Source organism: Aminobacter sp. MET-1 (genome assembly GCF_026521175.1).
Classification (GTDB): Bacteria; Pseudomonadota; Alphaproteobacteria; order Rhizobiales; family Rhizobiaceae; genus Aminobacter.
The window spans coordinates 25,865-49,165 of sequence record NZ_JAMSHL010000002.1 but is presented as its reverse complement, the minus strand read 5'-3'; the positions used below and the strand labels follow the sequence as shown (position 1 = coordinate 49,165).

Here is a 23,301-nt window from a genome sequence, read left to right as displayed (position 1 = left end):
ACGGACGCCCTCCCCGTCCGTGGCGTTCTCTATTTGAGATACCAGCGTTTCAAAGAAGACAGGCCGACATGGCGGCGGCTCTAGCCGCCCGCTCAAGTCGGATTTTCATCAGGAAGAAATCAGGGGAAGGGAAAAATGGTCGGAGTGGCCGGATTCGAACCGACGACCCCTTGACCCCCAGTCAAGTGCGCTACCGGGCTGCGCTACACTCCGGACCGGCCGCGATCTACCTTGATTATGACGTCGCGGTCAACCCAATTCGGCAGCTTTTCCGCCAATCTTGTTCATTGTCGAAACCGGCCTGCGGACAAAGGCCAGGAGCGCTGCGGAAGGCCGCCTCAGCGCACCTGATCGAGCAGGCGCTTGCACTCGAGAAGGTCGAAAAGAGCCTCCTGCAGCAACGCCCTATTGTCGCGCGAAAGCTTGCCCGAATCGGCGGGAACAGGCCCTTCGTCGTCCCCCTTGCCGAGACCGAAGAAACGCCGGCTGGGCTTGGCCCGCGCCTCGCCCACCAGCATTTCCTCGTCGGTGCGCGGCTGGGCGGCCGGGGTGAGCGGCGCTTCGGCTGCCTTGCGCTGGGCAATAGCCTCAACAGCCTTCATGTCGCCGTTGCCGATGGCGACGAGGAACTGGTTGCCATTGTCGCGCAACAGCTTCTGCACGCCCTTGATGGTGTAGCCCTGCTCGTAGAGCATGTGGCGGATGCCCTTGATCAGCTCGACATCCTGCGGGCGATAGTAGCGCCGGCCGCCGCCGCGCTTCATCGGCTTGATCTGGGTGAAACGGGTTTCCCAGAAGCGCAGCACATGCTGCGGCAAGTCCAGATCTTCGGCCACTTCGCTGATGGTGCGGAAGGCGTCGGGGCTCTTGTCCATGGTCGCCACTTTCGCAAACGATTCGTGATTCATTTCAGCGGTTTGCGCAAAAACATTCAAGCCCGGCGCTGCGGAAGCGCCAGGCTGTCAACCGGATAGCATCAGAAACTGCTACTTGCCGCCCTTGGCCTTGGGCCCCTGGTGCGCCCGCAGGATACGGCTTTTCAGCACGTTGGATGCCTTGAACGTCATCACCCGGCGCGGCAGGATCGGCACTTCCTCGCCGGTCTTGGGGTTGCGACCGATACGCTCATTCTTGTCCCGGACATGAAAGGTGGCGAAGGACGACAGTTTCACTGTCTCACCGCGAACAATTGCCTCACAAATCTCGTCAAGAACCGTTTCCACGAGCTGTGCCGACTCGGTACGTGAAAGGCCGACTTTCCGATAAACGGACTCGGCGAGGTCGGCACGCGTAAGTGTCTTTCCCCCCATGCGACGGTCCAATCCCCAAAAACAACGATTTAGCAAACGCGCCGGAGGTTAAGTCGTTGAAACGTCAAGGTCAAGGACCGATGCCATGACCTTCGGGCAAGTATCAAATTGAGGCCTTTGCGGCCCAAATCACCAGCGGACGAGCACTGCACCCCAGGTGAAGCCGCCGCCCATGGCTTCGAGCATCACGAGGTCGCCCTTCTTGATGCGCCCATCGGCCACCGCAACCGAAAGTGCGAGCGGTACCGACGCCGCCGAGGTGTTGCCGTGCATATGAACGGTGACCACGGCCTTTTCATCGGCAATGCCTAGTTTCTTGGCCGAAGCGTCGATGATGCGCTTGTTGGCCTGATGCGGAACGAACCAGTCCAGTGTCTCGGCGGAGACGCCGGTCTGGGCGAAAACGTCCTCGATCACGTCGGTGATCATGCCCACGGCATGCTTGAAGACCTCGCGGCCTTCCATCTTCAGATGGCCGACAGTGCCTGTCGTCGACGGGCCACCGTCGACATAAAGCTTGTCCTTGTGGACGCCGTCCGAGCGCAGGCTGGCCGCCAGCACGCCACGGTCGGCGATGGTGCCATCGCCTTGCTCGGCCTCGAGCACCAGCGCGCCGGCGCCATCGCCGAACAGCACGCAGGTGGAGCGATCGCTCCAGTCGAGGATGCGCGAGAAGGTTTCGGCGCCGATGACCAGCACGCGCTTGGCCAAGCCGCCCTTGATGTAGAGGTCGGCCGTGGTGACGGCATAGACGAAGCCGCTGCACACCGCCTGCATGTCGAAGGCGAAGCCATGGCGCATGCCGAGCCGGTTCTGGATCTCGACGGCGGTTGCCGGGAAGGTGTTATTGGGTGTCGAGGTGGCGAGCACGATCAGGTCGATGTCGTCCGGCGTCAGGCCAGCGTTTTCGAGCGCGGCACGCGCCGCAGCCTCACCCAGCGATGCTGTCGTTTCGTCGTCGGCAGCGATGTGGCGCTGGCGGATGCCCGTGCGCTGGGCGATCCACTCGTCCGAGGTCTCGACCATGCCTTCAAAATCTGCGTTCTTCATGATGCGGCGGGGCAGCGCCGAACCAATGCCGCGCACAACTGATCTGATCACGTTGAAAAAATCCTATTCCTGATCTTCGACCGCAGCGGTGGGACGGCCCATCGCGGCATGCGGGTTGCGTGCGTGAAACAGGTCAAGATCTGCCTCGATGCGGTCGAGCAGCCGGTTGCGCACCATATCATAGGCCATTTCGATGGCCGCGGCGAAGCCATCCTCGTCGGCACCGCCATGGCTTTTCACCACGATGCCGTTGAGCCCAAGAAACACGCCGCCATTGGCACGACGCACGTCCATCTTTTCGCGCAAGCGGTCGAAAGCGCCCTTGGCGAAGATGTAGCCGATCTTGGCCATCAGCGTCCGGCTCATCGCCTCGCGCAGATAGCCGGCGATCTGGCGCGCCGTTCCCTCGGCGGTCTTGAGCGCGATATTGCCGGAGAAGCCTTCGGTCACGACGACGTCGGTGACGCCCTTGCCGATGTCGTCGCCTTCGACGAAACCCTGGTAGCTCATCGACGCCATGTTGGCCTCGCGCAGCATGCGCCCGGCTTCCTTGACCTCTTCCTGGCCCTTGATCTCTTCGACCCCGACATTGAGCAGGCCGACGGTCGGCCGCTCGACGCCGAACAGGGCGCGCGCCATGCCCGTGCCGAGGATGGCGAAATCGATAAGCTGATGCGCGTCGGCACCGATGGTGGCGCCTACGTCGAGCACGACGCTCTCGCCGCGCGTCGTCGGCCAAAGGGCAGCAATCGCGGGACGGTCGATGGTCGCCATAGTGCGCAGGCAGAACTTGGACATCGCCATCAGCGCGCCGGTGTTGCCGGCGGAAACGCAGGCGTCAGCCGTGCCCGACTTGACCGCCTCGATGGCCTTCCACATCGACGACTTCCAGCGGCCGTGGCGCAGGGCCTGGCTCGGCTTGTCGTCCATGCGCACGGAAACCTCGCAGTGCACGAACTCGCTGACGGCGGCGAGCCTTGGCTGCTTGGCGAGTTCGGGACGGACCAGTTCCTCGCGGCCATAGATGATGAAGCGAATGTCGCTGCGCCTGATGGCAACCTTGGCCAGCGCGGGAATGATCACGGAAGGTCCGTGGTCGCCGCCCATGGCATCAATGGAAATCTTGATCACGCGTCGGTCATCTCACTGTTGGCGTAGGGGCACGCAAAAGTCCGGCGAAAATAGCGGTTTTGAATGACCGCACAACCGGGATTACGCGAAACGCGGGCCGTTTTCAAAGCTTCTTGGAAATAAGACGGAGCTTTTTCTGGAATTCGCTCTCGACCGGCTCGATATCGTCGCCGGCGGTCGCCACGGAAGCGCCCGTCTTGCGCGGATAGGGATCGATCGCCAGGCCGAAGAATTCCTCTGCCAGCGCGCCGGCATCGATCGTGTCGCCGGTGAAGGTTTCCGGACTGTCCGGCCCCTCGGCGTCGAGCAGGATTTCGCCTGCGGCATTGAACCCGTGCCTGGCAAGCTTCGAATCCTCAGGCAGGAACACACCCTCGACCTCTTCGTCGATCACTGCCTCGACCGGATCGAGGGTGACGATGCAGGCCTGGGTGATCCGGGCCTCGACGCGGCCGCGAACCTTGACGCCGTTGCGCTTCCATTTGGTGACGAGCAGTTCGGCATGGTAGCGCTCGACGGAGAGAAGATCGTGCTCTTCGGCAAGTGCGGCGCGCTGCGCCTCAGTTGCTTCGACGACGACGGTCGTGCCCTTTTGCGGCAGGCGTGCGACGTTGACCGGGAAGGACACCGGGCTCTTGATTTCGACATGGTGCATGGGTGGCCTCCTTCAGGCTGCCTGTGGTGCCGGATATATAAGGTTGCCGGCACAGATGTCCTCGGATGGCTGAGCCGAAAGCACGCGATTCGCCTCGAGCACATAGCTCGCCAGCGCAGCCGCTTCGGGCCATTCGGTGGCGTCAGGCCGTACATTGCGCATGAGGGCCGCAGCAAGTGCAGCATGATCGTCGCGCTCCAGCGCATCCTTGTAGGATTGCGTCCGCCCGTAGAACATTTTCGCAAGCTTTTTCATCCGCTTGGGAACGCCGGTGTCGCTGATGCCGAGCTCGCGCAGGGAATGATCGACGTCGAGGAAAAACTCGTCGATCAGCCGCTGGGCGATCTCGGCGGAAGCCCCCGGCTCGCCGCGAAGCCGGTCCTGAAACAGAAACATATGCAGGGAAAGCATCTCGAAACGTCCGAGCGGCGTGTCAGGTACATTCCATGCAGAATAAAATGGTTCCTGCCGCGCAGCCGCCACGATTCGTGTATAGAGCGCGTCGGTGATAGCGCGGTTGGCTTGGCGTTCGCGGCCAAACAGACGCTGGAACATGAGAGGGCGGTCTCCCGGGGACCCGTTTCGTTAGGTGGCCTTGTTGCATCGGCACGCAAGCTGGTTTACCGGTTTTGCGGCTTCGCGCAAGCTAGAGCCCCTGGCACGACAGGATGGAGTTGTTGTTGCACGCGCTGAAATTCAAGATGCCATTTTCGTTGCGCCCGGTCGGCGCGGTCTCGCTTATTGCGGCCGCGGCCATGCTTTCGGCGTGTAATACGTCCAAGACCTTCGGTGACCTGACCCCCAGCGAAACGCTGACCCAGGGCTATGTCATCGACCAGCAGTCGATTGATTCAGTGCCTGTCGGCTCGAGCCGCGAGCAGGTGCTTCTTGCGCTGGGTACGCCGTCGACGACCGCGACCTTCGACAACGAGGTGTTCTATTACATCTCGCAGACGCGCAAGCGCTCTGTCGCTTTCGCCAAGCCGAAGTTGATCGAACAGCGCGTGCTGGCCGTCTATTTCGGCGCCGACGGTCGCGTCACCAACATCGCCAATTACGGCATGCAGGACGGCAAGGTGTTCGACTTCATCTCGCGCACGACGCCGACCGGCGGCAAGGACCAGAACTTCCTGGGACAGCTGCTCGCAGGTGCCGGCAAGATGGGCTCGAGTGCGGCCAGCAGCATCTTCGGCGGCACATAAGCCGCCTGGCAGGCTCCAGAAATCTCAGGCAACAGGACCCGCGGGAGCAATCCCGCGGGTTTTCTCTTTTCCGGAACGGCAAAGAAGAAGCCCCGACCGCTCAACACGGCCAGGGCTTTCCTGGATGGCTTGACCGTCAGATGCCGCTGTGCGCCAGGACGGCGAGCAGCAGCAGTGCGACGATGTTGGTGATCTTGATCGCCGGGTTCACGGCAGGACCGGCCGTATCCTTGTAGGGGTCGCCGACGGTATCGCCGGTCACGGATGCCTTGTGAGCCTCTGACCCCTTCAGATGCTTGACCCCGTCCTTGTCGGTGAAGCCGTCCTCGAACGACTTCTTGGCGTTGTCCCAGGCGCCACCACCCGAAGTCATCGAGATAGCCACGAACAGGCCATTGACGATGACGCCGAGCAGCGAAGCGCCGAGCGCCGCAAAGGCGGATGCCTTGGAGCCCGAGATCAGCAGGACACCGAAATAGACGACGAGCGGAGCCAGCACCGGCAGCAGCGACGGGATGATCATCTCCTTGATCGCGGCCTTGGTGAGCAGATCGACGGCGCGCGCGTAATTCGGCTTGGCGGTGCCCTGCATGATGCCGGGGTTCTCGCGGAACTGCTTGCGCACCTCCTCGACGATCGCGCTGGCCGCCCGCCCCACGGCGGTCATCGCAATGCCGCCGAAGAGGTAGGGGATCAGGCCACCGAAGATCAGGCCGGCGACGACATAGGGGTTGGACAGATCGAACGACACTGTGCCGATGTCGGCAAAATACGGGAACTGTGTTGGGTTCGCCGCGAAGTACTGTAGGTCGTAGCTGTAGGCTGCGAACAGAACCAGCGCGCCGAGACCGGCCGAACCGATGGCATAACCCTTGGTGACGGCCTTGGTGGTATTGCCCACCGCATCGAGCGCGTCGGTCGAATGACGCACTTCCTTGGGCAGGCCCGACATTTCGGCGATGCCGCCGGCATTGTCGGTGACCGGGCCGAAGGCATCGAGCGCCACGATCATGCCAGCGAGGCCAAGCATGGTGGTGACAGCGATGGCAGTGCCGAACAGGCCGGCAAGCTGGAACGTGGCCAGGATACCGCCAACGATGACGATAGCTGGAAGTGCCGTCGATTCGAGCGATACGGCCAAACCCTGGATAACGTTGGTGCCGTGACCGGTGACCGACGCCTGGGCGATCGAATTGACCGGGCGCTTGTTGGTACCGGTGTAGTACTCGGTGATGACAACGATCAGGCCCGTCACCACAAGGCCGATCAGGCCGCAGATGAACAGGTTCTTGCCGCTGACGGCGATGCCGCCGGCCGTGCCGATCTCGCCCCAGCCGATGGTGAGCGAGGTCGCTGCACCGAGGCCAAGGATCGACAGCAGGCCAGTGACGATCAGGCCCTTGTAGAGCGCGCCCATGATCGAGCCGTTGGCGCCGAGCTTGACGAAGAAAGTACCGACGATGGAGGTGATGATACAGGTGCCGCAGATGGCGAGCGGATAGAGCATGACGCTCGACAGCACCGCCGAGCCGCCAAAGAAGATGGCGCCCAGAACCATGGTGGCGACCACGGTCACCGCGTAGGTCTCGAACAGGTCGGCAGCCATGCCGGCGCAGTCGCCGACATTGTCGCCGACGTTGTCGGCGATGGTGGCCGGGTTGCGGGGATCATCCTCGGGGATGCCAGCCTCGACCTTGCCGACGAGATCGCCACCGACGTCGGCACCCTTGGTGAAGATGCCGCCACCGAGGCGGGCGAAGATGGAAATCAGGGAAGCGCCGAAGCCGAGCGCCACAAGCGAATCGATGACTGCGCGGTCGGCCGGGGCATGCCCCATCGGGCCGGTCAGGACCCAGTAGTAGACGGAAACGCCAAGCAGGGCCAATCCGGCCACCAGCATGCCGGTGATGGCACCCGACTTGAAGGCGATGTCGAGGCCGGCAGCCAGGCTGTTGGAAGCGGCCTGTGCCGTGCGCACATTGGCGCGAACCGAAACATGCATGCCGATGAAGCCGGCGGCGCCCGAAAGAACTGCACCAATCAAAAAGCCGATCGCCGCGCTTGCGGAAAGCAGCCACCAAGCGAGCAGGAACACGACGACGCCGACGATGGCGATGGTTGTGTATTGGCGCGCGAGGTAGGCTTGCGCGCCCTCCCGGATGGCAGCAGAGATTTCCTGCATGCGTGCATTGCCCTGGTCGGATGCGAGCACCGACTGCGTCGCCCAAATGGCGTAAAGGACAGAAAGCAGGCCGCAGGCGATGACCACGTAAAGCATTGTCATTGCCAATTCTCTTCCCTGATTGTGCCCGGAATTCCCCTCCCCGGGCGAGTGAATGAGGCAGGCAAGCCTTGATGTGCAGCTTCCCCGCTCCCGCCAACCATCCGAAACAGGGCAGCGAACGTCAAGACATCGCCAAGCTTTTGTCCCGGCTTTCGCCGCCCGCCCCGAATAAGCTGATCGCAAACAACAAATTCAGTTCAAGCGAGATCGTGATCCGGCTGGTTGACGAAGATCAACACGGCCAACATCGTCATGTAGAACTTGAAGGCGGCCTCCTGGCCGTTCCAGGTGCTCGACTGCCACATGGCGAACCACTCACCGCCGACGACCATGAATCCGAGGAACCAGACCAGAAAGCCCATGGTGGCGCCGATGACGACAAAACCCTTGGCGTCGTTGAACTCCTTGCCGGTGCCATGGCGCGCCTGCCACAGCCTGAGGGCTGCGATCAGGAACAGCACACAGGTGAGCGCCTCGCCGAAGATGATCAGCCAGTAGCCAGCGGTCCACAGCGCCGGGCTGGTGATCGAGCGATACATAAGCGCATTGCCCGGGAAGGTGGTGTCCATGCTCAGAACGTGCTGGACGAAGGCAAAATTGGAGCCGTAGTCAGTGATGTTGCCGAAGGCTACAAGGAAGGCGAATGCCGCAAGGCAAAGGGACATCACGATCTTAGAGAGACGCAAGGTCATGGCCAGATCTCCTGAAAAGCAAGTATCGGGGCATCCCGCAAATGAAGAAGCGAGTCGCGCCAAAGGCGCAACAGGCCTGGCGGCGACCATTTCCCTGACAGCCTCGGCGAAAACTTACGCCGACAGGCAGGGACTAACCTCATTGCTTGCCAGCGCGGGGATTTCCGGCGATTGCCAGACAGGCGATATCGTTTCAGTCGGAGACGCCGACTTCTACATACTGAGGCGCCGCTGGGTGCTTTCTGCCGGCAGCAGCCGGCTCGAGATCACGCTCGATCATCCGATGCGCGGGCGTTAGGGCAATCGCGTCAAAGAAGGATTTACCTCAGGCTGACGCAGGCACCTGTCCCATGCGCCTGGCAGCCATGCGCTCCAAAGCCGACAAGACATCGTAGATCAGCACGGCGAGCGCCGCCACGACCAGGCCGCCCTGCAGCACAAAGGCGAGGTTGTTGGACTGGAGGCCTGCGATTATGACCTCGCCGAGGGTCTTAGCCGCAACGGTAGAGCCGATGGTTGCAGTGGCGAGACTGATGACCACCGACAGCCTGATGCCGGCCAGGATGACCGGCAGGCTCAGCGGCAGTTCGATCTGAGTCAGGCGCTGCCAGCCGGTCATACCGGCGCCTCGCGCGGCTTCGACGACATTGGCAGGCGTGCTGGTAAGACCGGTCAGAGTGTTCTCGAAAATCGGCAGCAATCCGTAGAGGAACAGCGCGATCAGGGTCGGCTTTTCGCCGAAACCGACTGCCGGGACCGCCAGTGCCAGCACCGCAACCGGCGGAAAGGTCTGGCCGATGTTCACCAGGCTGCGCGACAGCGGTAGAAACTCGGCACCGGCGGGACGCGTGACGAGGATGGCGAGCGAAACGGCAACGGCGATAGCCGCGGCGGTGGCAATGGCCACCGTGCGCAGGTGCTGGAGGGCCAGCGACATCAGGCTGCCCTGATTGTAGATGGCCGGCGCGCCGTTCTGCGTCAGCGGCTTGAAAACCGGTTCGAACCATGCCGGATTGACAAGAAACGCCACCAAAACGGCAAGCAGGATGAGCCTGAGAGCAGTGGGAACCCAAGCCTTCATACAGGCCTCGCGGCGCGCTTGAGCAGCTCGTCGACCGTCACGCGGCCGAGCGCCCGGCCGTCCTCGCCGACGACAGGCATTGCCGAGCGGCCGGACCAGAGCAGTTCGGCCAGAGCGTCGCGCTGGGTGGCTTCGGCGTCGATCGCCTTACCGTCAGCCCTGCCCGGCTCGACGACGTCGCGCACTTCACCGAGAGACAAGAGCTTGAACGGACGGTCGGACGCACCGATCAGCGTCTCGACAAAACCATTGGCCGGCCGGGCGAGGATTTCGGCCGGGGTCGCGTATTGCACGAGCTTGCCCGCATCCATGACCGCGATGCGGTCGCCGAGATGCACGGCCTCCTCCATATCGTGGGTGACGAGCACGATGGTCGTGCCGAAACGTTTCTGAATGGCGAGCAGGTCTTCCTGCGCCTTGGTGCGGATGATGGGGTCGAGCGCGCCGAAGGGCTCGTCCATCAGGAGCACGTTGGGTTCGGCCGCGAGCGCACGGGCGACGCCGACACGCTGTTGCTGTCCGCCCGACAGTTCGTGCGGATAACGCGGACCAAAGGCCAAGGGATCGAGTTGCAGCAGCGACAACAGCTCATCGACGCGGGCTTTGATGCGGGCGGCATCCCAGCCGAGCAGAACCGGCACAGTGGCGATGTTCTGCGCCACCGTGCGGTGCGGAAACAGGCCATTGCCCTGGATGGCGTAGCCGATGCTGCGGCGCAGCTGCGGGCCAGGCAGCGAGCGATTGTCCGTACCGTCGAGCTTGATCGTTCCCGATGTCGGCTCGACCAGGCGGTTGATCATGCGCAGCAGCGTGGTCTTGCCGGAGCCCGACGTGCCGACGATGACCGTGATCGTGCGCGGCTGGATAACCAAAGAGACGTCGTCGACGACTGATGTCTCGCCGTAGCGCTTGGTGATGTGTTCGATTTCGATCATGCGGCAGCCACCTCGGTGGATTTGCGGGTCGCAATGGTTTCGACCACCGCGTCGAGAAGGATGGCGGCGGCAAAGGCCAGCGCCACTGTCGGCACAGCACCGAGCAGGACGAGGTCCATCGCCGTCTGGCCGACGCCCTGGAAGACGAAGACACCAAAGCCGCCGCCGCCGATGAGGGCGGCAATCGTGGCAAGACCGATGTTCTGGACGAGCACTATGCGGATGCCGGTCAGGATGACCGGAAAGGCGAGCGGGAATTCAACTCCAGTCAGCCGCTGCCGGCCGGTCATGCCCATGCCGCGAGCCGCATCGTTGGCGGCACTGGGGACGCCAGCAAGGCCGACCACCGTGTTGGCGACGACAGGCAGCAACGAATAGAGGAACAGCGCAACAAAGGCGGGCGCGACGCCGATGCCCCTGATGCCGATGGCGGCAGCGCCCGGAATGTTGGCGGCGACCCAGCCAAGCGGCGCGATCAGGATGCCAAACAGGGCGATCGACGGGATGGTCTGGATGATGTTGAGGGTGTTCAGCACCCCTGCCCGCAACGCTTCGACGCGATGGCAGAAGATACCGAGTGGCAGGCCGACGGCGACGGCACCGATCAATGAACCGAGGGCCAACGTCACATGGCGCCTTGCCTCGCTCCAGAAGCTGTCGGCGCGGTTTCCATATTCCTTTAGGATCGACAGGCTGTCCCATCCACCGGAAGCCAGCAGCGCCCATATGGCCGCAGCAGTGAGCAGAAGCACGGCGACGCGACCTAAAGGAGAAAGCTGCAGCCGGGTCAGGCCGTCGGCAAGCAGCAGCGTAAACGCGAATATTGCGATCCAGAAACCCGAAGCGGGCGAGACGCGGGCGAAGGTGTTACCCTCGGGCGTGAGATAGGCGCCGGCGACGCCGACCAGGACCGCGAGCGCAACAAGAGCCGAGACGCCGGCGGCCAGCCGCAGAACCAGCGGCGTGCGAAACAAGGCGACAAGTGCTGCCGCGACAAGAATACCGAGCAGCAGAAGCCCCAATGGCTGCGGCAAGGCCTCGAGGATTGAGCGGGGCTCACCCGCGACGATGCGGTTGGCCCGGAAAGTGGCAAATGGCGCCACGAAGGCGCCATAACCAGCAATCGCGGCAATCAACACGCCCAGTTTGTCGAACCTGATGCTCACGACTGCGATGCGTCCCCAGTTCCTGAGCCGCGCCCCCTGACGCATGCCCCCGAAACCGATTTCGGGGCCATGCACAGATTGCCTTATCCTACAGCGTCCTTAGCACATCCGAAAAGGACGCGCGGCGCTGTACATGGGGCGCACCAGGGAAGCTTACTTCAGAAAACCGTTCTTCTTCAGGAAATCTTCGGCGACGGCCTTGGCCGGCTCGCCGCCGACCTGAACGCGGCCGTTGAGTTCCTGAAGCGTGACGAGATCGAGCTTCTCGAACACCGGCTTGAGCAGGGTCTCGATCTCCGGATGCTGCTTGAGCACCGCTTCGCGGATGATCGGCGCAGGCTGGTAGACAGGCTGCACGCCCTTGTCGTCGTCGAGCACGACCAGACCAGACGGCGCAATGCCGCCATCGGTGCCGTAGACCATGGCGGCGTTGACGCCGTTGGTCTGGTTGGCGGCTGCGCCGATAGTGGCAGCGGTGTCGCCACCCGACAGGGTGATCAGCTGTTCTGGCTTGAGCGTGAAGCCGTAGGTCGTCTGGAAGGCCGGCAGAGCTGCCGCCGAATTGACGAACTCGGACGACGCAGCCAGCACGACAGTGCCGCCACCGGCGACATACTTGCCGAAGTCGCTGAGGGTGGCGAGCTTGTTGGTCTCGGCGACGTCCTTGCGCAGCGCGATCGCCCAGGTGTTGTTGGCCGGCGACGGCGACAGCCAGACGATCTTGTTGGCATCATAGTCGAGCTTCTTGGCGGTCTCGAAGCCCTTGGCGGCGTCCTTCCAGACCGGATCGTCAGCCTTTTCGAAGAAGAAGCCAGCGTTGCCGGTGTATTCGGGATAGATGTCGATCTCGCCTGCTGTGATCGCCTTGCGCACCACTGGTGTCGCGCCGAGCTGTATGCGGTCGGTTGTGGCGATGTTGTTGGCGTCGAGCACCGACTTGATGATGTTGCCGAGCACGCTGCCTTCGGTGTCGATCTTGGAAGACACGACCACCTGGGCGTTGGCAACGCCCGTGGCCAGGCCAAGCGCGATGACTGCTGCGGCGATTGATATCTTGTACATGGTGAAGCCCCTTCTCATTCTCGGATTCGGTGGCCGCATATGAGCATGGCGACCCAGCTTCCGTCGGGGCACACGGTTTCACAATGCGCCGGGGCTGCGCAATATTTTTTTGAATATCAAAGAAAATCGGGAGGACATCCTCCCGACAACGTCTTGTCAGGAGCCGCCTGACTCGAGATTGGCAATCTCAACGTCAATCTTTGCAAGGGAACATCTCTTGTAGGGCGGATAGGAGAAGAAGTGCGACCTCTTGATCGTAGGGTCCTGCAAATCTGTATCGCTCTGCGTAGTCTTCAAGGATTGAAATGTAATTCCTGCCTGAGAGGCTGAGTCGAGAAGGCAGGCAATAGAGGGACTTACCCCAAGTCACTTTTGGCTGAGACATTCGCCCAACTCATGCCCTCACCAAGCCCAGAAACGTAAACCTCGCGTACCGTCTGGTTCGTTTTTTTTCCAACTGGCGGACGTTGCTGCGCCTGCGCCGCTAACGCAAGTGAGCAGGATGGCTGCACCAGTCACAAGTCTGAAAACCATATGGCCCCCTGCCGTTTCTTGGCACTGAACTCCAAGACGAAGTCCAGTGCAGACGGTTCAGGCCCCCCCTAAGGAAGGCTGAGGGCCTTACAAGTTCATGGAGAGGATCGTGACAACCAATACAGAGAGAAGGTGACCGGCCCTAAAGCCGGTGCAATGCCGATCTTGTGCGATCACCGGAGGCGGCGAGATGCACTCTCCGCCCTTATCAAGGGCTCTGGCTTGCCTGCACAAGGCTCAAGAGGGCTGCCGGCGGCGCGCCATCGAGAGCGTTGCGAGTGCCGCCAGGCAGATGACGCAGATCGGGAAGACGACCCAGTTGAGCGTCTCCCAGCCATAGGCGTTGTAGACTGCACCCGACATCAGTGAAGCGAGCGCCACCGTCCCGAACAGCACGAAATCGTGGAAACCCTGGACCTTGCTCTTCTCGGACGGGCGATAGGCCGTCGACACAATCGCTGTGGCGCCGATGAAGCCGAAATTCCAGCCGAGGCCGAGCAGGATGAGCGCGGTCCAGAACTGCCAGAGCGCTATGCCCGACAGCGCGACGATGGCGCAGCCGATGAGCAGGAAGAGGCCGAAGGCGACGACGCGCTCAGCACCAAAACGTTGGATGATGCGGCCCGTGAAGAAGCTGGGGCCGAACATCGCCATGACGTGCCAGGAGATGCCCAAAGTCGCCTCGTCGGGCGAGAAGCCGCAGCCGACCATGGCGAGCGGCGCACCGGTCATGATGAAGGTCATCAGCGCATAGCTGCCGACGGCACAGGTGAGTGCCGCGGCGAAGCGCGGCTCGGAAATGATTTCCATCAGCGGCCGCGCGCCGGCATCGGATGCGGCCTCATGGCCCTGCGCAGGTTCCTTGACCCGCAGGAAGGAGAGGATGATGGCGCCGACTGCAGCCAGGCCGATGATCGAGGCGAAGGAGCCGGCGAACATGACCGGCGCAAACATCTCGCGCGTGAAAATGACGATCTGCGGCCCGACGATGGCGGTGATGATACCGCCTGCCAGCACGAAGGAGATGGCGTTGGCCTTGAATTCGGGCGGCGCGTTGTCGGCAGCTGCAAAGCGGAACTGCTGGACGAAGGCGCCGCCTGCGCCGAGCAGCAGCAGGCCGAAAACGAACAGCCAGAACTCGGCGCGGAACAGCGCGAGCGTGGCGATGGCGCCGCCAGCTGCCGTGACGGCGGTGCCGAACATGAAGCCGCTGCGCTGCCCGATGGCGCGGATGATGGCGGCTGCCGGCAGGGCGCCGAGCGCCAGGCCGAGGCTGAAGCCGGTGATGGGAAGCGTTGCCAGCGACTTGTCGTCGCCGAGCAGATAGTAGCCGGCGAGACCGCCGATGGAGAAGGAAATGGGAGCAGCTGAGCCGATAATGGCCTGCGATGCGGCGAGGATATAGGCAGTTCGCCGCGCTTCGCGTTCGCCACCGGTCATAATGCGTCTTTGCCCTTTCCTTCGCCGCGCAGCTTGCGAGAGACGCGGTCGAGCACTGCGTTGACGAGCTTGGGCTCGTCATCGACGTAGAAAGCCTTGGCGATGTCGACATATTCCGAGACGATCACCGCAACCGGAACATCCTGGCGCTTCATCAGCTCGAATACACCGGCGCGCAGGATAGCGCGCAAAGTGGAATCGAGGCGCGACAGCGGCCAGTCCTCGGTCAGCGACTCGCGGATGACAGGGTCGACGAACTTCTGATTCTCGACGACGCCGGCAAGGATGGCGCGGAACCACTGGGCATCGGCTTCACGGTAGAGCGCCCCGTCGACTTCCTTGCCGAGGCGGAACGCCTCGTATTCAGCGGTGATTTCGAGCAGGCCGCTGCCGGCCACGTCCATCTGGTAGAGCGCCTGCACGGCGGCAAGACGGGCTGCGCCACGCTTGTTGGCGTGGCGGACGACTGGCTGGTCCTTGCCTTCGGAAGAGGTCACGATCGGGCCGCTCCAAGTTTCTCGCGCAGGGCGATCATGGTGAGTGCGGCGCGCGCGGCAAAGCCGCCCTTGTCGCCTTCGCTGCGGCGCGCGCGCGCCCAGGCCTGCTCTTCGTTCTCGGTTGTCAGGATGCCGTTGCCCACAGCGATCGACTCGGCGACCGAGAGGTCCATCAGGGCGCGGCAGGATTCGTTGGCGACGATGTCGAAATGATAGGTCTCGCCGCGGATGACGGTGCCGAGCGCGACATAGCCGTCATATTCGGTACCTTCGTCGTCAGCTGCGTCGAGCGCGAAGGAAATCACGGCCGGAATCTCCAGAGCGCCGGGCACGGTCACCACATCATAAGAAGCGCCGGCTTCGCTCAACGCGGCCTTGGCGCCGTCCAGAAGGGCGTCGGCGAGGTCGTCGTAGAAGCGCGCCTCGATGATGAGGAGCTTCAGTTGCTTGTCATTGGCCATGTTCGATCTCCGGCAGAGCCGGTCAATTAGGCCGAACCGGGGGAGTTCGCAAGCGAAGTGTTAATGACCACATAAGGAAACTGCTGGTCCATGACCGCGGGGCCGCCCCTGCCCTCAGAGCCCTTCCTTCGCAGCCTCGGCCAGCCGCGCCGCATAGCGAGCCATGGTGTCGATCTCGATGTTCACCCGGTCGCCGACCTTGCGCTCTCCCCAGGTCGTGACCTGGAGCGAATGGTGGATCAACAGTACGTCGAAGCGGGTGCCCTCGACCTTGTTGACGGTCAGCGAGGTGCCGTCGAGTGCCACCGAGCCCTTGGGCGCGATGAACCTGGCCAATTCGCGCGGGGCTTCAAGTCTGAAGCGTACCGCCTCGCCCTCGTCTTCGCGTGAGACGATCTCGGCCATGCCATCGACATGGCCCGAAACAATGTGGCCGCCGAGCTCGTCGCCGATCTTGAGGGCGCGTTCGAGATTGATCTTCCGCCCGGCCTGCCAGTCGCTGGCCGTGGTCAGGCGCAGCGCCTCTTCCCATGCTTCGACCTCGAACCAGCGGGCATTGGAGGTGTCTTCCGGCAGGGTGACGACGGTCAGGCATACGCCGGAGCAGGCGATCGACGCGCCGATATCGATCGTCTTGGGGTCGTAGACGGTGTCGATGCGCAGGCGGACGCCCTGGTCGAGCGGAACGGCGGACGCAACGGTCCCCACATCGGTGACGATACCGGTAAACATCAGATTTCCCTTATCCATTCGGCAAAGATGTCCTCGCCGAAGCGCGCCTCGCGCACCAGGCTGAACCCTGCCGGTATATGGTCTCGCCCGATGGGTGCTGCAATGCCATCGGTGCCGATGGCTTCCGGGCCGTAGAACAGCGCGATGCGGTCGACCAGTCCCTCGTCGAGGAAGGCACGCGCCGTATCGGCGCCGCCTTCGACGATGATGCGTGACATGCCCTTGCTGGCCAGATCCTCGAGCAGCTCGGGCAAGGCGACGCGGCCGTCAAAGCTCTCGGTCGCCAGGAACTTTACGCCCAACCGCTCAAGGGCAGCCTTGTTTGGGGCGTCGCCCTCCGAACAGGCAGCGACGAGCACCGGAACATCCCTTGCCGACATCGCCAGCTTCGAGGTGACCGGCAGGCGAACAAGCCTGTCGAGCACGATGCGTGCAGGCGAGCGCGTGCGCAGGCCAGGCAGGCGGACGGTAAGCTCGGGATTGTCGGCGATGGCAGTGCCGATGCCGATCAGGATCGCATCGCATTCGGCGCGCATGACGTGGACCTGCCGGCGGGCGATCTCGCCCGTTATCGCGATCTGGCCCGCGCCGCGCCTGCCGATCATGCCGTCGGCCGAAAGCGCAAGCTTCAGAATCACTTCCGGGCGCTTGTTGACGGATCGATTCAGATAACCGGCCAGCTGATCGGCAGCCTCGGCGGCCAGGACGCGCTCGCGCACCTCGATGCCGGCGGAGCGCAGGATGGCATAACCCTTGCCGGAAACGCGCGTGTCGGGATCGCTGGCCGCGCCGACGACGCGGGCGATGCCGGCGTCGACTAACGCATTGGCGCAAGGCGGGGTGCGGCCATGATGAGCACAAGGTTCGAGCGTCACATAGGCTGTGGCGCCGCGTGCCAGCTCACCGGCATCGGCAAGCGCCTGCGGCTCGGCATGCGGACGACCGCCGACGGCGGTGACGCCACATCCGACGATGACGGGGCCGTTGCCGTCATCGCGGACGATCAGAGTGCCTACGGAAGGATTCGTTGAGGTCAGGCCGAGATTGCGGCGAGACAAGCGGATCGCGGCGGCCATGAAGCGCCGATCGACGAGATCCTGCTCAGCAGTGACGCTACCGGCCATGGTTCAACCGGCGTCCTCGTCGCCCTTGAGCTCACCAAGCACCTCGTGGAAGTCCTTGGCCTCGCGGAAATTGCGGTAGACGGAGGCAAAACGCACATAGGCGACGTCATCGAGCGACTTCAGCGCCTCCATGACCAGCCGGCCGATCTCGCCCGAGGGAATCTCGCTCTCGCCCGAGCTTTCGAGCTGGCGAACGATGCCGGTGACGGCGCGCTCGATGCGCTCGGGGTCGACATTGCGCTTGCGCACGGCGATCTCGACCGAGCGGGCAAGCTTGTCGCGGTCGAACGGCACCTTGCGGCCGGACTTCTTGAGCACGACGAGATCGCGCAGCTGGACGCGCTCGAATGTGGTGAAGCGCCCTCCGCAGACCGGGCAGATGCGGCGCCTGCGGATCGCGGCCCCATCCTCGGCGGGACGGGAGTCCTTCACCTGCGTGTCTTCAGACTGGCAATAGGGGCAACGCATGTTCGGCCTTGTCTTTCGAATCCTCGACCGGGAAAGGCTTAATGCATGATCCCGAAAAGCAGAAGCCCTATGCCGGGATGACCGGCATAGGGCTTCAAATTGTGAAGGCCTTTGTGGCCTCAGTCGTGCTTTCCGAAAACCGATTCCGATCTTCGGGCCGATGCGTCAGCTTACCCCAGATAGGGATAAAGCGGGAAACGCTCGGTCAGGGCGACAACCTTCTGCTTCACGGCAGCCTCGACGGCGGCGTTGCCTTCATCCGAGTTCGCGACCTTGAGGCCGTCGAGCACTTCGGCAATCAGCTGGCCAATCTCGCGGAATTCGGCCGTGCCGAAGCCGCGGGTCGTGCCGGCCGGCGTGCCGAGGCGAACGCCCGAGGTGACAAAGGGCTTCTCCGGGTCGAAGGGGATGCCGTTCTTGTTGCAGGTGATGTTGGCGCGGCCAAGGGCTGCCTCGGCGCGCTTTCCGGTGGCATTCTTGGGACGCAGGTCGACCAGCATCAGATGGTTGTCGGTACCGCCCGAGACGATGTCGAGGCCGGTGGCCTTGAGGCTCTCGGCAAGCGCCTTCGAGTTGGCGACGATGTTTTCGGCATAAGTCTTGAACTCGGGCTTGAGCGCTTCGCCGAAGGCGACGGCCTTGGCGGCGATGACGTGCATCAGCGGGCCGCCCTGCAAGCCGGGGAACACGGCCGAATTGACCTTCTTGGCGATATCCTCATCGTTGGTGAGGATCATGCCGCCGCGCGGGCCGCGCAGCGACTTGTGTGTGGTTGTGGTGACGACATGCGCATGCGGCAGCGGCGACGGATGCACGCCGGCGGCGACGAGGCCAGCAATGTGGGCCATGTCGACCATCAGATAGGCGCCGATCTCGTCGGCGATCTCGCGGAAGCGCTTCCAGTCCCAGATGCGCGAATAGGCCGTGCCGCCGGCAAGGATCAGCTTCGGCTTGGTTTCGCGGGCCAGGCGCGCAACCTCGTCCATGTCGAGCAGGTGGTCGTCCTTGCGGACGCCGTAGGAGACGACCTTGAACCACTTGCCGGACATGTTGACTGGCGAGCCGTGGGTCAGGTGACCGCCCGAATTGAGGTCGAGACCCATGAAGGTGTCGCCCGGCTGCAGCAGCGCCAGGAACACCGCCTGGTTCATCTGGCTGCCGGAATTCGGCTGGACGTTGGCGAAGTTGCAGCCGAACAGCTTCTTGGCGCGCTCGATGGCGAGCTCCTCGGCAACGTCTACGAACTGGCAGCCGCCGTAGTAGCGCTTGCCCGGATAACCCTCGGCATATTTGTTCGTCATGATCGAGCCCTGAGCCTCGAGCACAGCGCGAGAGACGATGTTCTCAGAAGCGATCAGCTCGATCTCATGGCGCTGGCGACCAAGCTCATTGCGAATCGAGCCGAAGATCTCCGGATCCACCTCCGAAAGCGGGGTTCCAAAGAAGGATTCGAGGTGTTTCGAAGCTGCCATCGGTTCTGATCCTTGCTGGTCCGGACAATGATCCGGAGGGGCATCGGGGAGGTTCGGCGGGCAATTAACATACTTGCCCCAGCGTCGCCACGTAGGCTGCGAAATTTCGTGGTCGCATTTCGGCCAGCAACAAAAAAGGCCGCCCGAAGGCGGCCTTTTTTGCATCTTGTGCGTCGGCTCAGAGCGCCGAAGTGATCTGCAGCTCGTCGACGCCGTCGCGGCCATAGATGTCGTCGCGGAACTGCACGACGCCATCTCCGGTGGACCAGGCAGAGACATAGGTGAAATAAACCGGAACCGGGTTGGTGACGGGAACCGGGGTGTTGGCGCCCGACTTGATGGTCTGCTCGAAGTGCTGGCGGCTCCAGCCCGGCGTGTCGCGCAGGATCCAGGTGACGAGGTCGCGCACGTTCTGGACGCGCACGCAGCCCGAGGAATCGAAGCGCATGAGCTTGTTGAACAGGCTCTGCTGCGGCGTGTCGTGCATGTAGACGCCATCGGGGCTCGGGAAATTGATCTTCACCGAAGCCATGGCGTTGATGGCGCCCGGGTCCTGGCGGAACAGATACTTGGCCGCCTCTTCCGTCGACCAGTCGACAGTCATCGGATCGACCTCGCTGCCATTGGGCGCGATGAGGCGGATCTTGTTGTCGGTGAGGTAGTTCGGGTTCTTGCGCATCAGCGGAATGATGTCGCGGCGAACGATCGACACCGGCGCGTTCCAGTACGGATTGACGACGATCTCGTTGATCTTCGAATTGACGATCGGCGACTGGCGGTCGACCTTGCCGACGATTGCCGTGTGGCGAAGGACGACGCGATCGCCCTCGACGGCCTCGACCTGAGCTGCGGGAATGTTGACGTTGACGTAGCGCTGGCCAAGCGTGCCGGCCTGCGCCTGGATTCGCGTCAAGTTGGTCTCGAGCTGGCCAAGGCGAACCTGGGCGCTGATGTTCATCGCCGCATAGGTGTACTGGCCCATGACGCCATCGGCCGGAAGGCCATGACGTGCCTGGAAGCGCTTGAGGGCGGCATCGACATAGGTGTCGAAGGAATTGGAGATGCCGGCACGCGGCGACAGGTCACCCGACACCATCAGGCGCTTGCGCAGCACGGCAACGTCTGCATCCTCGTCGCCGAGGCGAAGCTTCTTGTTGGCGGGAACGACCGGCCAGCCGCCCTGGGCGACAATGTTCTGGTACTGGGCAATCGCCTGCTGGGTGAAGCCGATTGTCTGGGGCGAGAACACGGGCAGCGTCGAGGCGACCTTGGCGCCCTGGCTTACCTTGGCGTCAAACTCGTCGTCCCAGTTGCCGCGGCGCGAGGAGCCGAGAACTTCATTAACCGCGTCCTGGGCACTGGCAACGCCAGAGATGGCAGCCAGAGCGATCGCGCCGGCACCGGTGAGGAAGAAACGGCGGTTAGTTTTCATGGGCTTCCCAGACATGTTCGTGCAACTCAACCGGCAGGAAAAATTTCCCCGCGACGATACGACGGCCATGCTTAACAATTAGCCAACCATAATCCTGCATCGCCGACGCAGAAGACGTTGCGTCACCGTGCGGATTGCTGACGGCCGAACTGGCAGCATTTGGCACATCACAGACATTTCGGTTTTCATCCGAATATGGCGGCAAAATGGCTATGAGGCCTTTCATTGCAAGCCCACGGACCAAAAAAGGAAGAGCCGGTGCATTTCTGCAACCGGCCCTGCGACTGGAGGTCGTTTCCTTTTGGGCGGACTTGCGGCGCCGCGCCAGCCGTCAGGCTTACATGCGGTAGGCGATGGTGTCGTTCCAGAAGCGGTCCAAGCGCTGCAGAGCGCGGTTCATCTGCTTGAATTCGTCGGTGTTGATGCCACCGACCTGCTCGATCGAGCCGACGTGGCGGTCATAGAGACCGGCGACGACTTCAGCGACGTCCTGGCCCTTCGGCGTCAGGCTGACGCGGACCGAGCGACGGTCGATGCGCGAGCGCTGGTGGTTGATGAAGCCGAGCTCGACAAGCTTCTTGAGATTGTACGAAACATTGGAGCCGAGATAGTAGCCACGAGAGCGCAATTCACCGGCGGTCAGCTCGGCATTGCCGATGTTGAACAGCAGCAGAGCCTGGATCGCATTGATATCGCTGCGGCCATTGCGGTCGAACTCATCCTTGATAACATCAAGAAGACGGCGATGAAGTCTTTCGACCAGCTGCAGGGATTCCATGTAAAGCGAACGGATCGCTTCGTTGCGATCTTCGGATACCATTGCGGGCTTGGCCGCCTGACGCGAATTGATCATTGTCTTTGCCTCTCTGTTGTCGCCTGGTGACTTTTTTGTTTGTTGTCACCTTGATCGCGAACTTATCGAATACCCATAAAATTCGACTTAAACGTCAGGCTTAACAAGGGCTTACCAAGCACTGGTTTCGAAAGAGGGTTAACGAACCCCCGTCCGAGCAAGAATAATTAACCTTGAATTTTATTGAACGGCCGGCAACGCGTTGAAAGCGCTGGCTACTGCTCTTTGCCGCGCCTTTGCAGGTGCAAAACGACGCGGAATGCAGTGTAGGCGAGCGCCACCACCAGATGGGCGGCGACGATCAACGGCCGGCTGCCGAAGAGATCGGGGAAGCCGACATACATGACGGTCTCGGTTGTCGCGCAGATGAACCAGATCACCGGCCCCCAGGACGACAACATCCACAGGCCGATGGCCGCAAAGGGAAAGAAGACGGACAGGGTGACTGATGCGACCTGCCAATGGATGGGCATCAGATCGAAACGCCAGAGCGGACCCTCATAGATGCCGATGAGCCGGGTCCAGTAAAGAATGCCGAACAGCAGGCAATAGGCAGCGACGACGCGCAGGAAAATCGCAAATGCGCTTTCCACTGCCGAAGGATGCAGTTCGCGGAGCTGGCTGACGCTTCCGTTCACAGGGCGAGTTCCCTGTCATCAAGGGTCTCGAAGTAACGGTCGATGTCGGCCGGGTCGACATCATCCAGACGCGCCGGCTGCCAGACGGGCGTCGAGCCCTTGTCGACCAGGACGGCGCGGATGCCTTCGTAGAAATCGTGGCCTGAAAGCATGCGGTTGAGGATGCGAAACTCCATCCGCATGCAATCGTCCATCGACATGGTGAGGCCGGCGCGCACCTGCCGGAACGTGACAGCAAGGCTGGTCGGCGAGCGCGTCAGGATGGTGGCGAGGGTCTTTGAGGCAAACGCGCTCGACGCTGCTTCAGCTTGCAGGCTTTCGATCACGTCATAAAGCGTCGGCCTGGAGAAGTGCAGCGCGATCGCCTCCAGCGTGTCGCGATCGGTTTCGCGGGTTGCGGTTCGGAAATAATTGCGCAGGATAGCCTCCGCCTCGCCTGTCTCGCACAGGCGTTCGAGCAGGCCTGTCAGGCCCTCGGCGGCAATGGTGTGGGTGGCAAGCCCCGACCAGAGCGCATCGCCATAACGGATGCGGTTGCCGGTGAGCGCCAGATACATGCCGAAATAGCCGCCGAGGTCGGGCAGGATATGGCTGCCACCGACGTCGGGGAAAAAGCCGATGCCGACCTCGGGCATTGCAAACAAGGCGTTCTCGGTCATCACCCGGTGCGACCCATGGCATGAGATGCCGACGCCGCCGCCCATGACAATGCCGTCGATCAGCGAGACATAGGGCTTGGAGTAACGTTCGATATGCGCGTTGAGCCGATACTCGTCGGCGAAGAACTGCACGGGCGGGGAGCCGATGTTGCGGCTTTCGTAAACATTCATGATGTCGCCGCCGGCGCAAAATGCCCTGCCTTCGGCCTTGACTACGACCAGCGCCACGTCGCGGTCGTGCTCCCAGGCCTTGAGCGCGCGAGACAACGCAAGGACCATGTTGTGGGTCAGCGCATTGAGCGCCTGCGGTCGCGTCAGCGTAACGATGCCGGCCCTGCCGGTCCGCTCGAAGCGGATTTCGTCGCCGCCGCCAAAATCCTTGTCCAAGAGATTCCCTCACATCGAAGCCGTCCGCAGAGCTAA

26 protein-coding genes and 1 tRNA gene are annotated in these 23,301 nt (G+C 62.5%); 2 read left to right on the top strand and 25 right to left on the bottom strand.

The window, feature by feature from the left end:
* Window positions 1-136: 136 nt before the first annotated feature.
* The 7 genes from NDO48_RS02755 to NDO48_RS02725 form a co-directional block, all read right to left on the bottom strand.
* Window positions 137-213 (bottom strand) — tRNA-Pro (locus NDO48_RS02755).
* Window positions 214-338: 125 nt separating this feature from the next.
* Window positions 339-875 (bottom strand): MerR family transcriptional regulator, encoded by a 537-nt coding sequence (locus NDO48_RS02750; protein ID WP_026227060.1) that lies wholly within the window; start codon window positions 873-875, stop codon window positions 339-341.
* 111 nt (window positions 876-986) lie between these two features.
* On the bottom strand, window positions 987-1,310 hold the full coding sequence (locus NDO48_RS02745; RefSeq protein ID WP_018427374.1) for an integration host factor subunit alpha: 324 nt from the start codon (window positions 1,308-1,310) through the stop codon (window positions 987-989).
* Between the two features lie 129 nt (window positions 1,311-1,439).
* A complete protein-coding gene (locus NDO48_RS02740; protein ID WP_267320824.1) occupies window positions 1,440-2,411 on the bottom strand; it encodes a beta-ketoacyl-ACP synthase III in 972 nt (323 codons plus the stop codon).
* Between the two features lie 12 nt (window positions 2,412-2,423).
* Window positions 2,424-3,491, bottom strand: coding sequence for a phosphate acyltransferase PlsX (plsX, locus tag NDO48_RS02735; RefSeq protein ID WP_018427372.1), 1,068 nt, complete (start codon window positions 3,489-3,491; stop codon window positions 2,424-2,426).
* A gap of 103 nt (window positions 3,492-3,594) precedes the next feature.
* Window positions 3,595-4,146: a YceD family protein gene (locus NDO48_RS02730; RefSeq protein WP_267320823.1), complete on the bottom strand. Its 552-nt coding sequence runs from the start codon at window positions 4,144-4,146 to the stop codon at window positions 3,595-3,597.
* Between the two features lie 12 nt (window positions 4,147-4,158).
* Window positions 4,159-4,701 (bottom strand): ubiquinol-cytochrome C chaperone family protein, encoded by a 543-nt coding sequence (locus tag NDO48_RS02725; RefSeq protein ID WP_018427370.1) that lies wholly within the window; start codon window positions 4,699-4,701, stop codon window positions 4,159-4,161.
* A gap of 113 nt (window positions 4,702-4,814) precedes the next feature.
* Between NDO48_RS02725 and NDO48_RS02720 the strand changes: the two genes are divergently transcribed.
* Entirely contained in the window at window positions 4,815-5,348 is a 534-nt protein-coding gene (locus tag NDO48_RS02720; protein ID WP_018427369.1) for an outer membrane protein assembly factor BamE, read from the top strand.
* Between the two features lie 136 nt (window positions 5,349-5,484).
* Here the strand turns inward: NDO48_RS02720 and NDO48_RS02715 are convergent, their stop codons facing one another.
* A complete protein-coding gene (locus NDO48_RS02715) occupies window positions 5,485-7,632 on the bottom strand; it encodes a sodium-translocating pyrophosphatase (RefSeq protein ID WP_267320822.1) in 2,148 nt (715 codons plus the stop codon).
* Between the two features lie 197 nt (window positions 7,633-7,829).
* The gene (locus NDO48_RS02710; protein ID WP_018427367.1) at window positions 7,830-8,324 is read right to left on the bottom strand and encodes a DUF2165 family protein; all 495 of its coding nucleotides are present in this window, start codon (window positions 8,322-8,324) and stop codon (window positions 7,830-7,832) included.
* On the opposite strand from NDO48_RS02710, the gene NDO48_RS02705 reads away from it, so the two are divergent.
* Window positions 8,323-8,622 carry a hypothetical protein gene (locus tag NDO48_RS02705; RefSeq protein ID WP_267320821.1) on the top strand — a complete coding sequence of 100 codons (300 nt, stop codon included), beginning with the start codon at window positions 8,323-8,325 and terminating at the stop codon, window positions 8,620-8,622. The two genes, NDO48_RS02710 and NDO48_RS02705, sit on opposite strands and share 2 nt — an antisense overlap.
* A 27-nt stretch (window positions 8,623-8,649) precedes the next feature.
* Here the strand turns inward: NDO48_RS02705 and NDO48_RS02700 are convergent, their stop codons facing one another.
* The 16 genes from NDO48_RS02700 to NDO48_RS02625 form a co-directional block, all read right to left on the bottom strand.
* Window positions 8,650-9,405 carry an ABC transporter permease gene (locus NDO48_RS02700; protein WP_267320820.1) on the bottom strand — a complete coding sequence of 252 codons (756 nt, stop codon included), beginning with the start codon at window positions 9,403-9,405 and terminating at the stop codon, window positions 8,650-8,652.
* The gene (locus tag NDO48_RS02695; RefSeq protein WP_267320819.1) at window positions 9,402-10,340 is read right to left on the bottom strand and encodes an ABC transporter ATP-binding protein; all 939 of its coding nucleotides are present in this window, start codon (window positions 10,338-10,340) and stop codon (window positions 9,402-9,404) included. Before NDO48_RS02695 ends, NDO48_RS02700 begins: the two co-directional genes overlap by 4 nt.
* Window positions 10,337-11,551 (bottom strand): ABC transporter permease, encoded by a 1,215-nt coding sequence (locus NDO48_RS02690; RefSeq protein ID WP_018427363.1) that lies wholly within the window; start codon window positions 11,549-11,551, stop codon window positions 10,337-10,339. The genes NDO48_RS02695 and NDO48_RS02690 overlap by 4 nt, the downstream gene beginning before the upstream one ends.
* A gap of 108 nt (window positions 11,552-11,659) precedes the next feature.
* Complete coding sequence (locus NDO48_RS02685) at window positions 11,660-12,568, bottom strand: ABC transporter substrate-binding protein (protein WP_267320818.1); 909 nt, start codon at window positions 12,566-12,568, stop codon at window positions 11,660-11,662.
* Window positions 12,569-13,339: 771 nt separating this feature from the next.
* The gene (locus NDO48_RS02680) at window positions 13,340-14,542 is read right to left on the bottom strand and encodes an MFS transporter (RefSeq protein WP_267320817.1); all 1,203 of its coding nucleotides are present in this window, start codon (window positions 14,540-14,542) and stop codon (window positions 13,340-13,342) included.
* On the bottom strand, window positions 14,539-15,039 hold the full coding sequence (gene nusB, locus NDO48_RS02675) for a transcription antitermination factor NusB (protein WP_018427359.1): 501 nt from the start codon (window positions 15,037-15,039) through the stop codon (window positions 14,539-14,541). The genes NDO48_RS02680 and nusB overlap by 4 nt, the downstream gene beginning before the upstream one ends.
* The gene (locus NDO48_RS02670; protein ID WP_018427358.1) at window positions 15,036-15,500 is read right to left on the bottom strand and encodes a 6,7-dimethyl-8-ribityllumazine synthase; all 465 of its coding nucleotides are present in this window, start codon (window positions 15,498-15,500) and stop codon (window positions 15,036-15,038) included. The genes nusB and NDO48_RS02670 overlap by 4 nt, the downstream gene beginning before the upstream one ends.
* A 114-nt stretch (window positions 15,501-15,614) precedes the next feature.
* Complete coding sequence (locus tag NDO48_RS02665; RefSeq protein WP_018427357.1) at window positions 15,615-16,232, bottom strand: riboflavin synthase; 618 nt, start codon at window positions 16,230-16,232, stop codon at window positions 15,615-15,617.
* Window positions 16,232-17,356 carry a bifunctional diaminohydroxyphosphoribosylaminopyrimidine deaminase/5-amino-6-(5-phosphoribosylamino)uracil reductase RibD gene (gene ribD / locus NDO48_RS02660; RefSeq protein WP_018427356.1) on the bottom strand — a complete coding sequence of 375 codons (1,125 nt, stop codon included), beginning with the start codon at window positions 17,354-17,356 and terminating at the stop codon, window positions 16,232-16,234. The genes NDO48_RS02665 and ribD overlap by 1 nt, the downstream gene beginning before the upstream one ends.
* 3 nt (window positions 17,357-17,359) lie before the next feature.
* Window positions 17,360-17,824: a transcriptional regulator NrdR gene (gene nrdR, locus NDO48_RS02655; protein ID WP_018427355.1), complete on the bottom strand. Its 465-nt coding sequence runs from the start codon at window positions 17,822-17,824 to the stop codon at window positions 17,360-17,362.
* A gap of 170 nt (window positions 17,825-17,994) precedes the next feature.
* Window positions 17,995-19,296, bottom strand: coding sequence for a serine hydroxymethyltransferase (glyA, locus tag NDO48_RS02650; protein ID WP_018427354.1), 1,302 nt, complete (start codon window positions 19,294-19,296; stop codon window positions 17,995-17,997).
* A 178-nt stretch (window positions 19,297-19,474) separates the two neighbouring features.
* Window positions 19,475-20,728: a L,D-transpeptidase family protein gene (locus tag NDO48_RS02645; RefSeq protein ID WP_018427353.1), complete on the bottom strand. Its 1,254-nt coding sequence runs from the start codon at window positions 20,726-20,728 to the stop codon at window positions 19,475-19,477.
* On the bottom strand, window positions 20,718-20,954 hold the full coding sequence (locus NDO48_RS02640; protein WP_267320816.1) for a hypothetical protein: 237 nt from the start codon (window positions 20,952-20,954) through the stop codon (window positions 20,718-20,720). The genes NDO48_RS02645 and NDO48_RS02640 overlap by 11 nt, the downstream gene beginning before the upstream one ends.
* Before the next feature lie 111 nt (window positions 20,955-21,065).
* Window positions 21,066-21,581, bottom strand: a complete 516-nt coding sequence (ldtR, locus tag NDO48_RS02635) for a transcriptional regulator LdtR (protein WP_018427352.1) — start codon at window positions 21,579-21,581, stop codon at window positions 21,066-21,068.
* Window positions 21,582-21,796: 215 nt separating this feature from the next.
* A complete protein-coding gene (locus NDO48_RS02630) occupies window positions 21,797-22,219 on the bottom strand; it encodes a DUF6163 family protein (protein ID WP_018427351.1) in 423 nt (140 codons plus the stop codon).
* Complete coding sequence (locus NDO48_RS02625) at window positions 22,216-23,265, bottom strand: enoyl-CoA hydratase/isomerase family protein (RefSeq protein ID WP_018427350.1); 1,050 nt, start codon at window positions 23,263-23,265, stop codon at window positions 22,216-22,218. The genes NDO48_RS02630 and NDO48_RS02625 overlap by 4 nt, the downstream gene beginning before the upstream one ends.
* Window positions 23,266-23,301 lie beyond the last annotated feature (36 nt).

Coding starts and splice junctions, on each gene's coding strand:
- NDO48_RS02720 (WP_018427369.1), top strand. CDS start 4,815: ATGGAGTTGTTGTTGCACGCGCTGAAATTCAAGATGCCATTTTCGTTG.
- NDO48_RS02715 (WP_267320822.1), bottom strand. CDS start 7,632: ATGACAATGCTTTACGTGGTCATCGCCTGCGGCCTGCTTTCTGTCCTT.
- NDO48_RS02695 (WP_267320819.1), bottom strand. CDS start 10,340: ATGATCGAAATCGAACACATCACCAAGCGCTACGGCGAGACATCAGTC.
- NDO48_RS02680 (WP_267320817.1), bottom strand. CDS start 14,542: ATGACCGGTGGCGAACGCGAAGCGCGGCGAACTGCCTATATCCTCGCC.
- NDO48_RS02745 (WP_018427374.1), bottom strand. CDS start 1,310: ATGGGGGGAAAGACACTTACGCGTGCCGACCTCGCCGAGTCCGTTTAT.
- ribD (WP_018427356.1), bottom strand. CDS start 17,356: ATGGCCGGTAGCGTCACTGCTGAGCAGGATCTCGTCGATCGGCGCTTC.
- nrdR (WP_018427355.1), bottom strand. CDS start 17,824: ATGCGTTGCCCCTATTGCCAGTCTGAAGACACGCAGGTGAAGGACTCC.
- NDO48_RS02685 (WP_267320818.1), bottom strand. CDS start 12,568: ATGTACAAGATATCAATCGCCGCAGCAGTCATCGCGCTTGGCCTGGCC.
- NDO48_RS02690 (WP_018427363.1), bottom strand. CDS start 11,551: ATGCGTCAGGGGGCGCGGCTCAGGAACTGGGGACGCATCGCAGTCGTG.
- NDO48_RS02725 (WP_018427370.1), bottom strand. CDS start 4,701: ATGTTCCAGCGTCTGTTTGGCCGCGAACGCCAAGCCAACCGCGCTATC.
- NDO48_RS02705 (WP_267320821.1), top strand. CDS start 8,323: ATGGCCAGATCTCCTGAAAAGCAAGTATCGGGGCATCCCGCAAATGAA.
- NDO48_RS02670 (WP_018427358.1), bottom strand. CDS start 15,500: ATGGCCAATGACAAGCAACTGAAGCTCCTCATCATCGAGGCGCGCTTC.
- NDO48_RS02750 (WP_026227060.1), bottom strand. CDS start 875: ATGGACAAGAGCCCCGACGCCTTCCGCACCATCAGCGAAGTGGCCGAA.
- NDO48_RS02645 (WP_018427353.1), bottom strand. CDS start 20,728: ATGAAAACTAACCGCCGTTTCTTCCTCACCGGTGCCGGCGCGATCGCT.
- NDO48_RS02665 (WP_018427357.1), bottom strand. CDS start 16,232: ATGTTTACCGGTATCGTCACCGATGTGGGGACCGTTGCGTCCGCCGTT.
- NDO48_RS02710 (WP_018427367.1), bottom strand. CDS start 8,324: ATGACCTTGCGTCTCTCTAAGATCGTGATGTCCCTTTGCCTTGCGGCA.
- NDO48_RS02700 (WP_267320820.1), bottom strand. CDS start 9,405: ATGAAGGCTTGGGTTCCCACTGCTCTCAGGCTCATCCTGCTTGCCGTT.
- NDO48_RS02730 (WP_267320823.1), bottom strand. CDS start 4,146: ATGCACCATGTCGAAATCAAGAGCCCGGTGTCCTTCCCGGTCAACGTC.
- ldtR (WP_018427352.1), bottom strand. CDS start 21,581: ATGATCAATTCGCGTCAGGCGGCCAAGCCCGCAATGGTATCCGAAGAT.
- glyA (WP_018427354.1), bottom strand. CDS start 19,296: ATGGCAGCTTCGAAACACCTCGAATCCTTCTTTGGAACCCCGCTTTCG.
- NDO48_RS02640 (WP_267320816.1), bottom strand. CDS start 20,954: ATGAAAGGCCTCATAGCCATTTTGCCGCCATATTCGGATGAAAACCGA.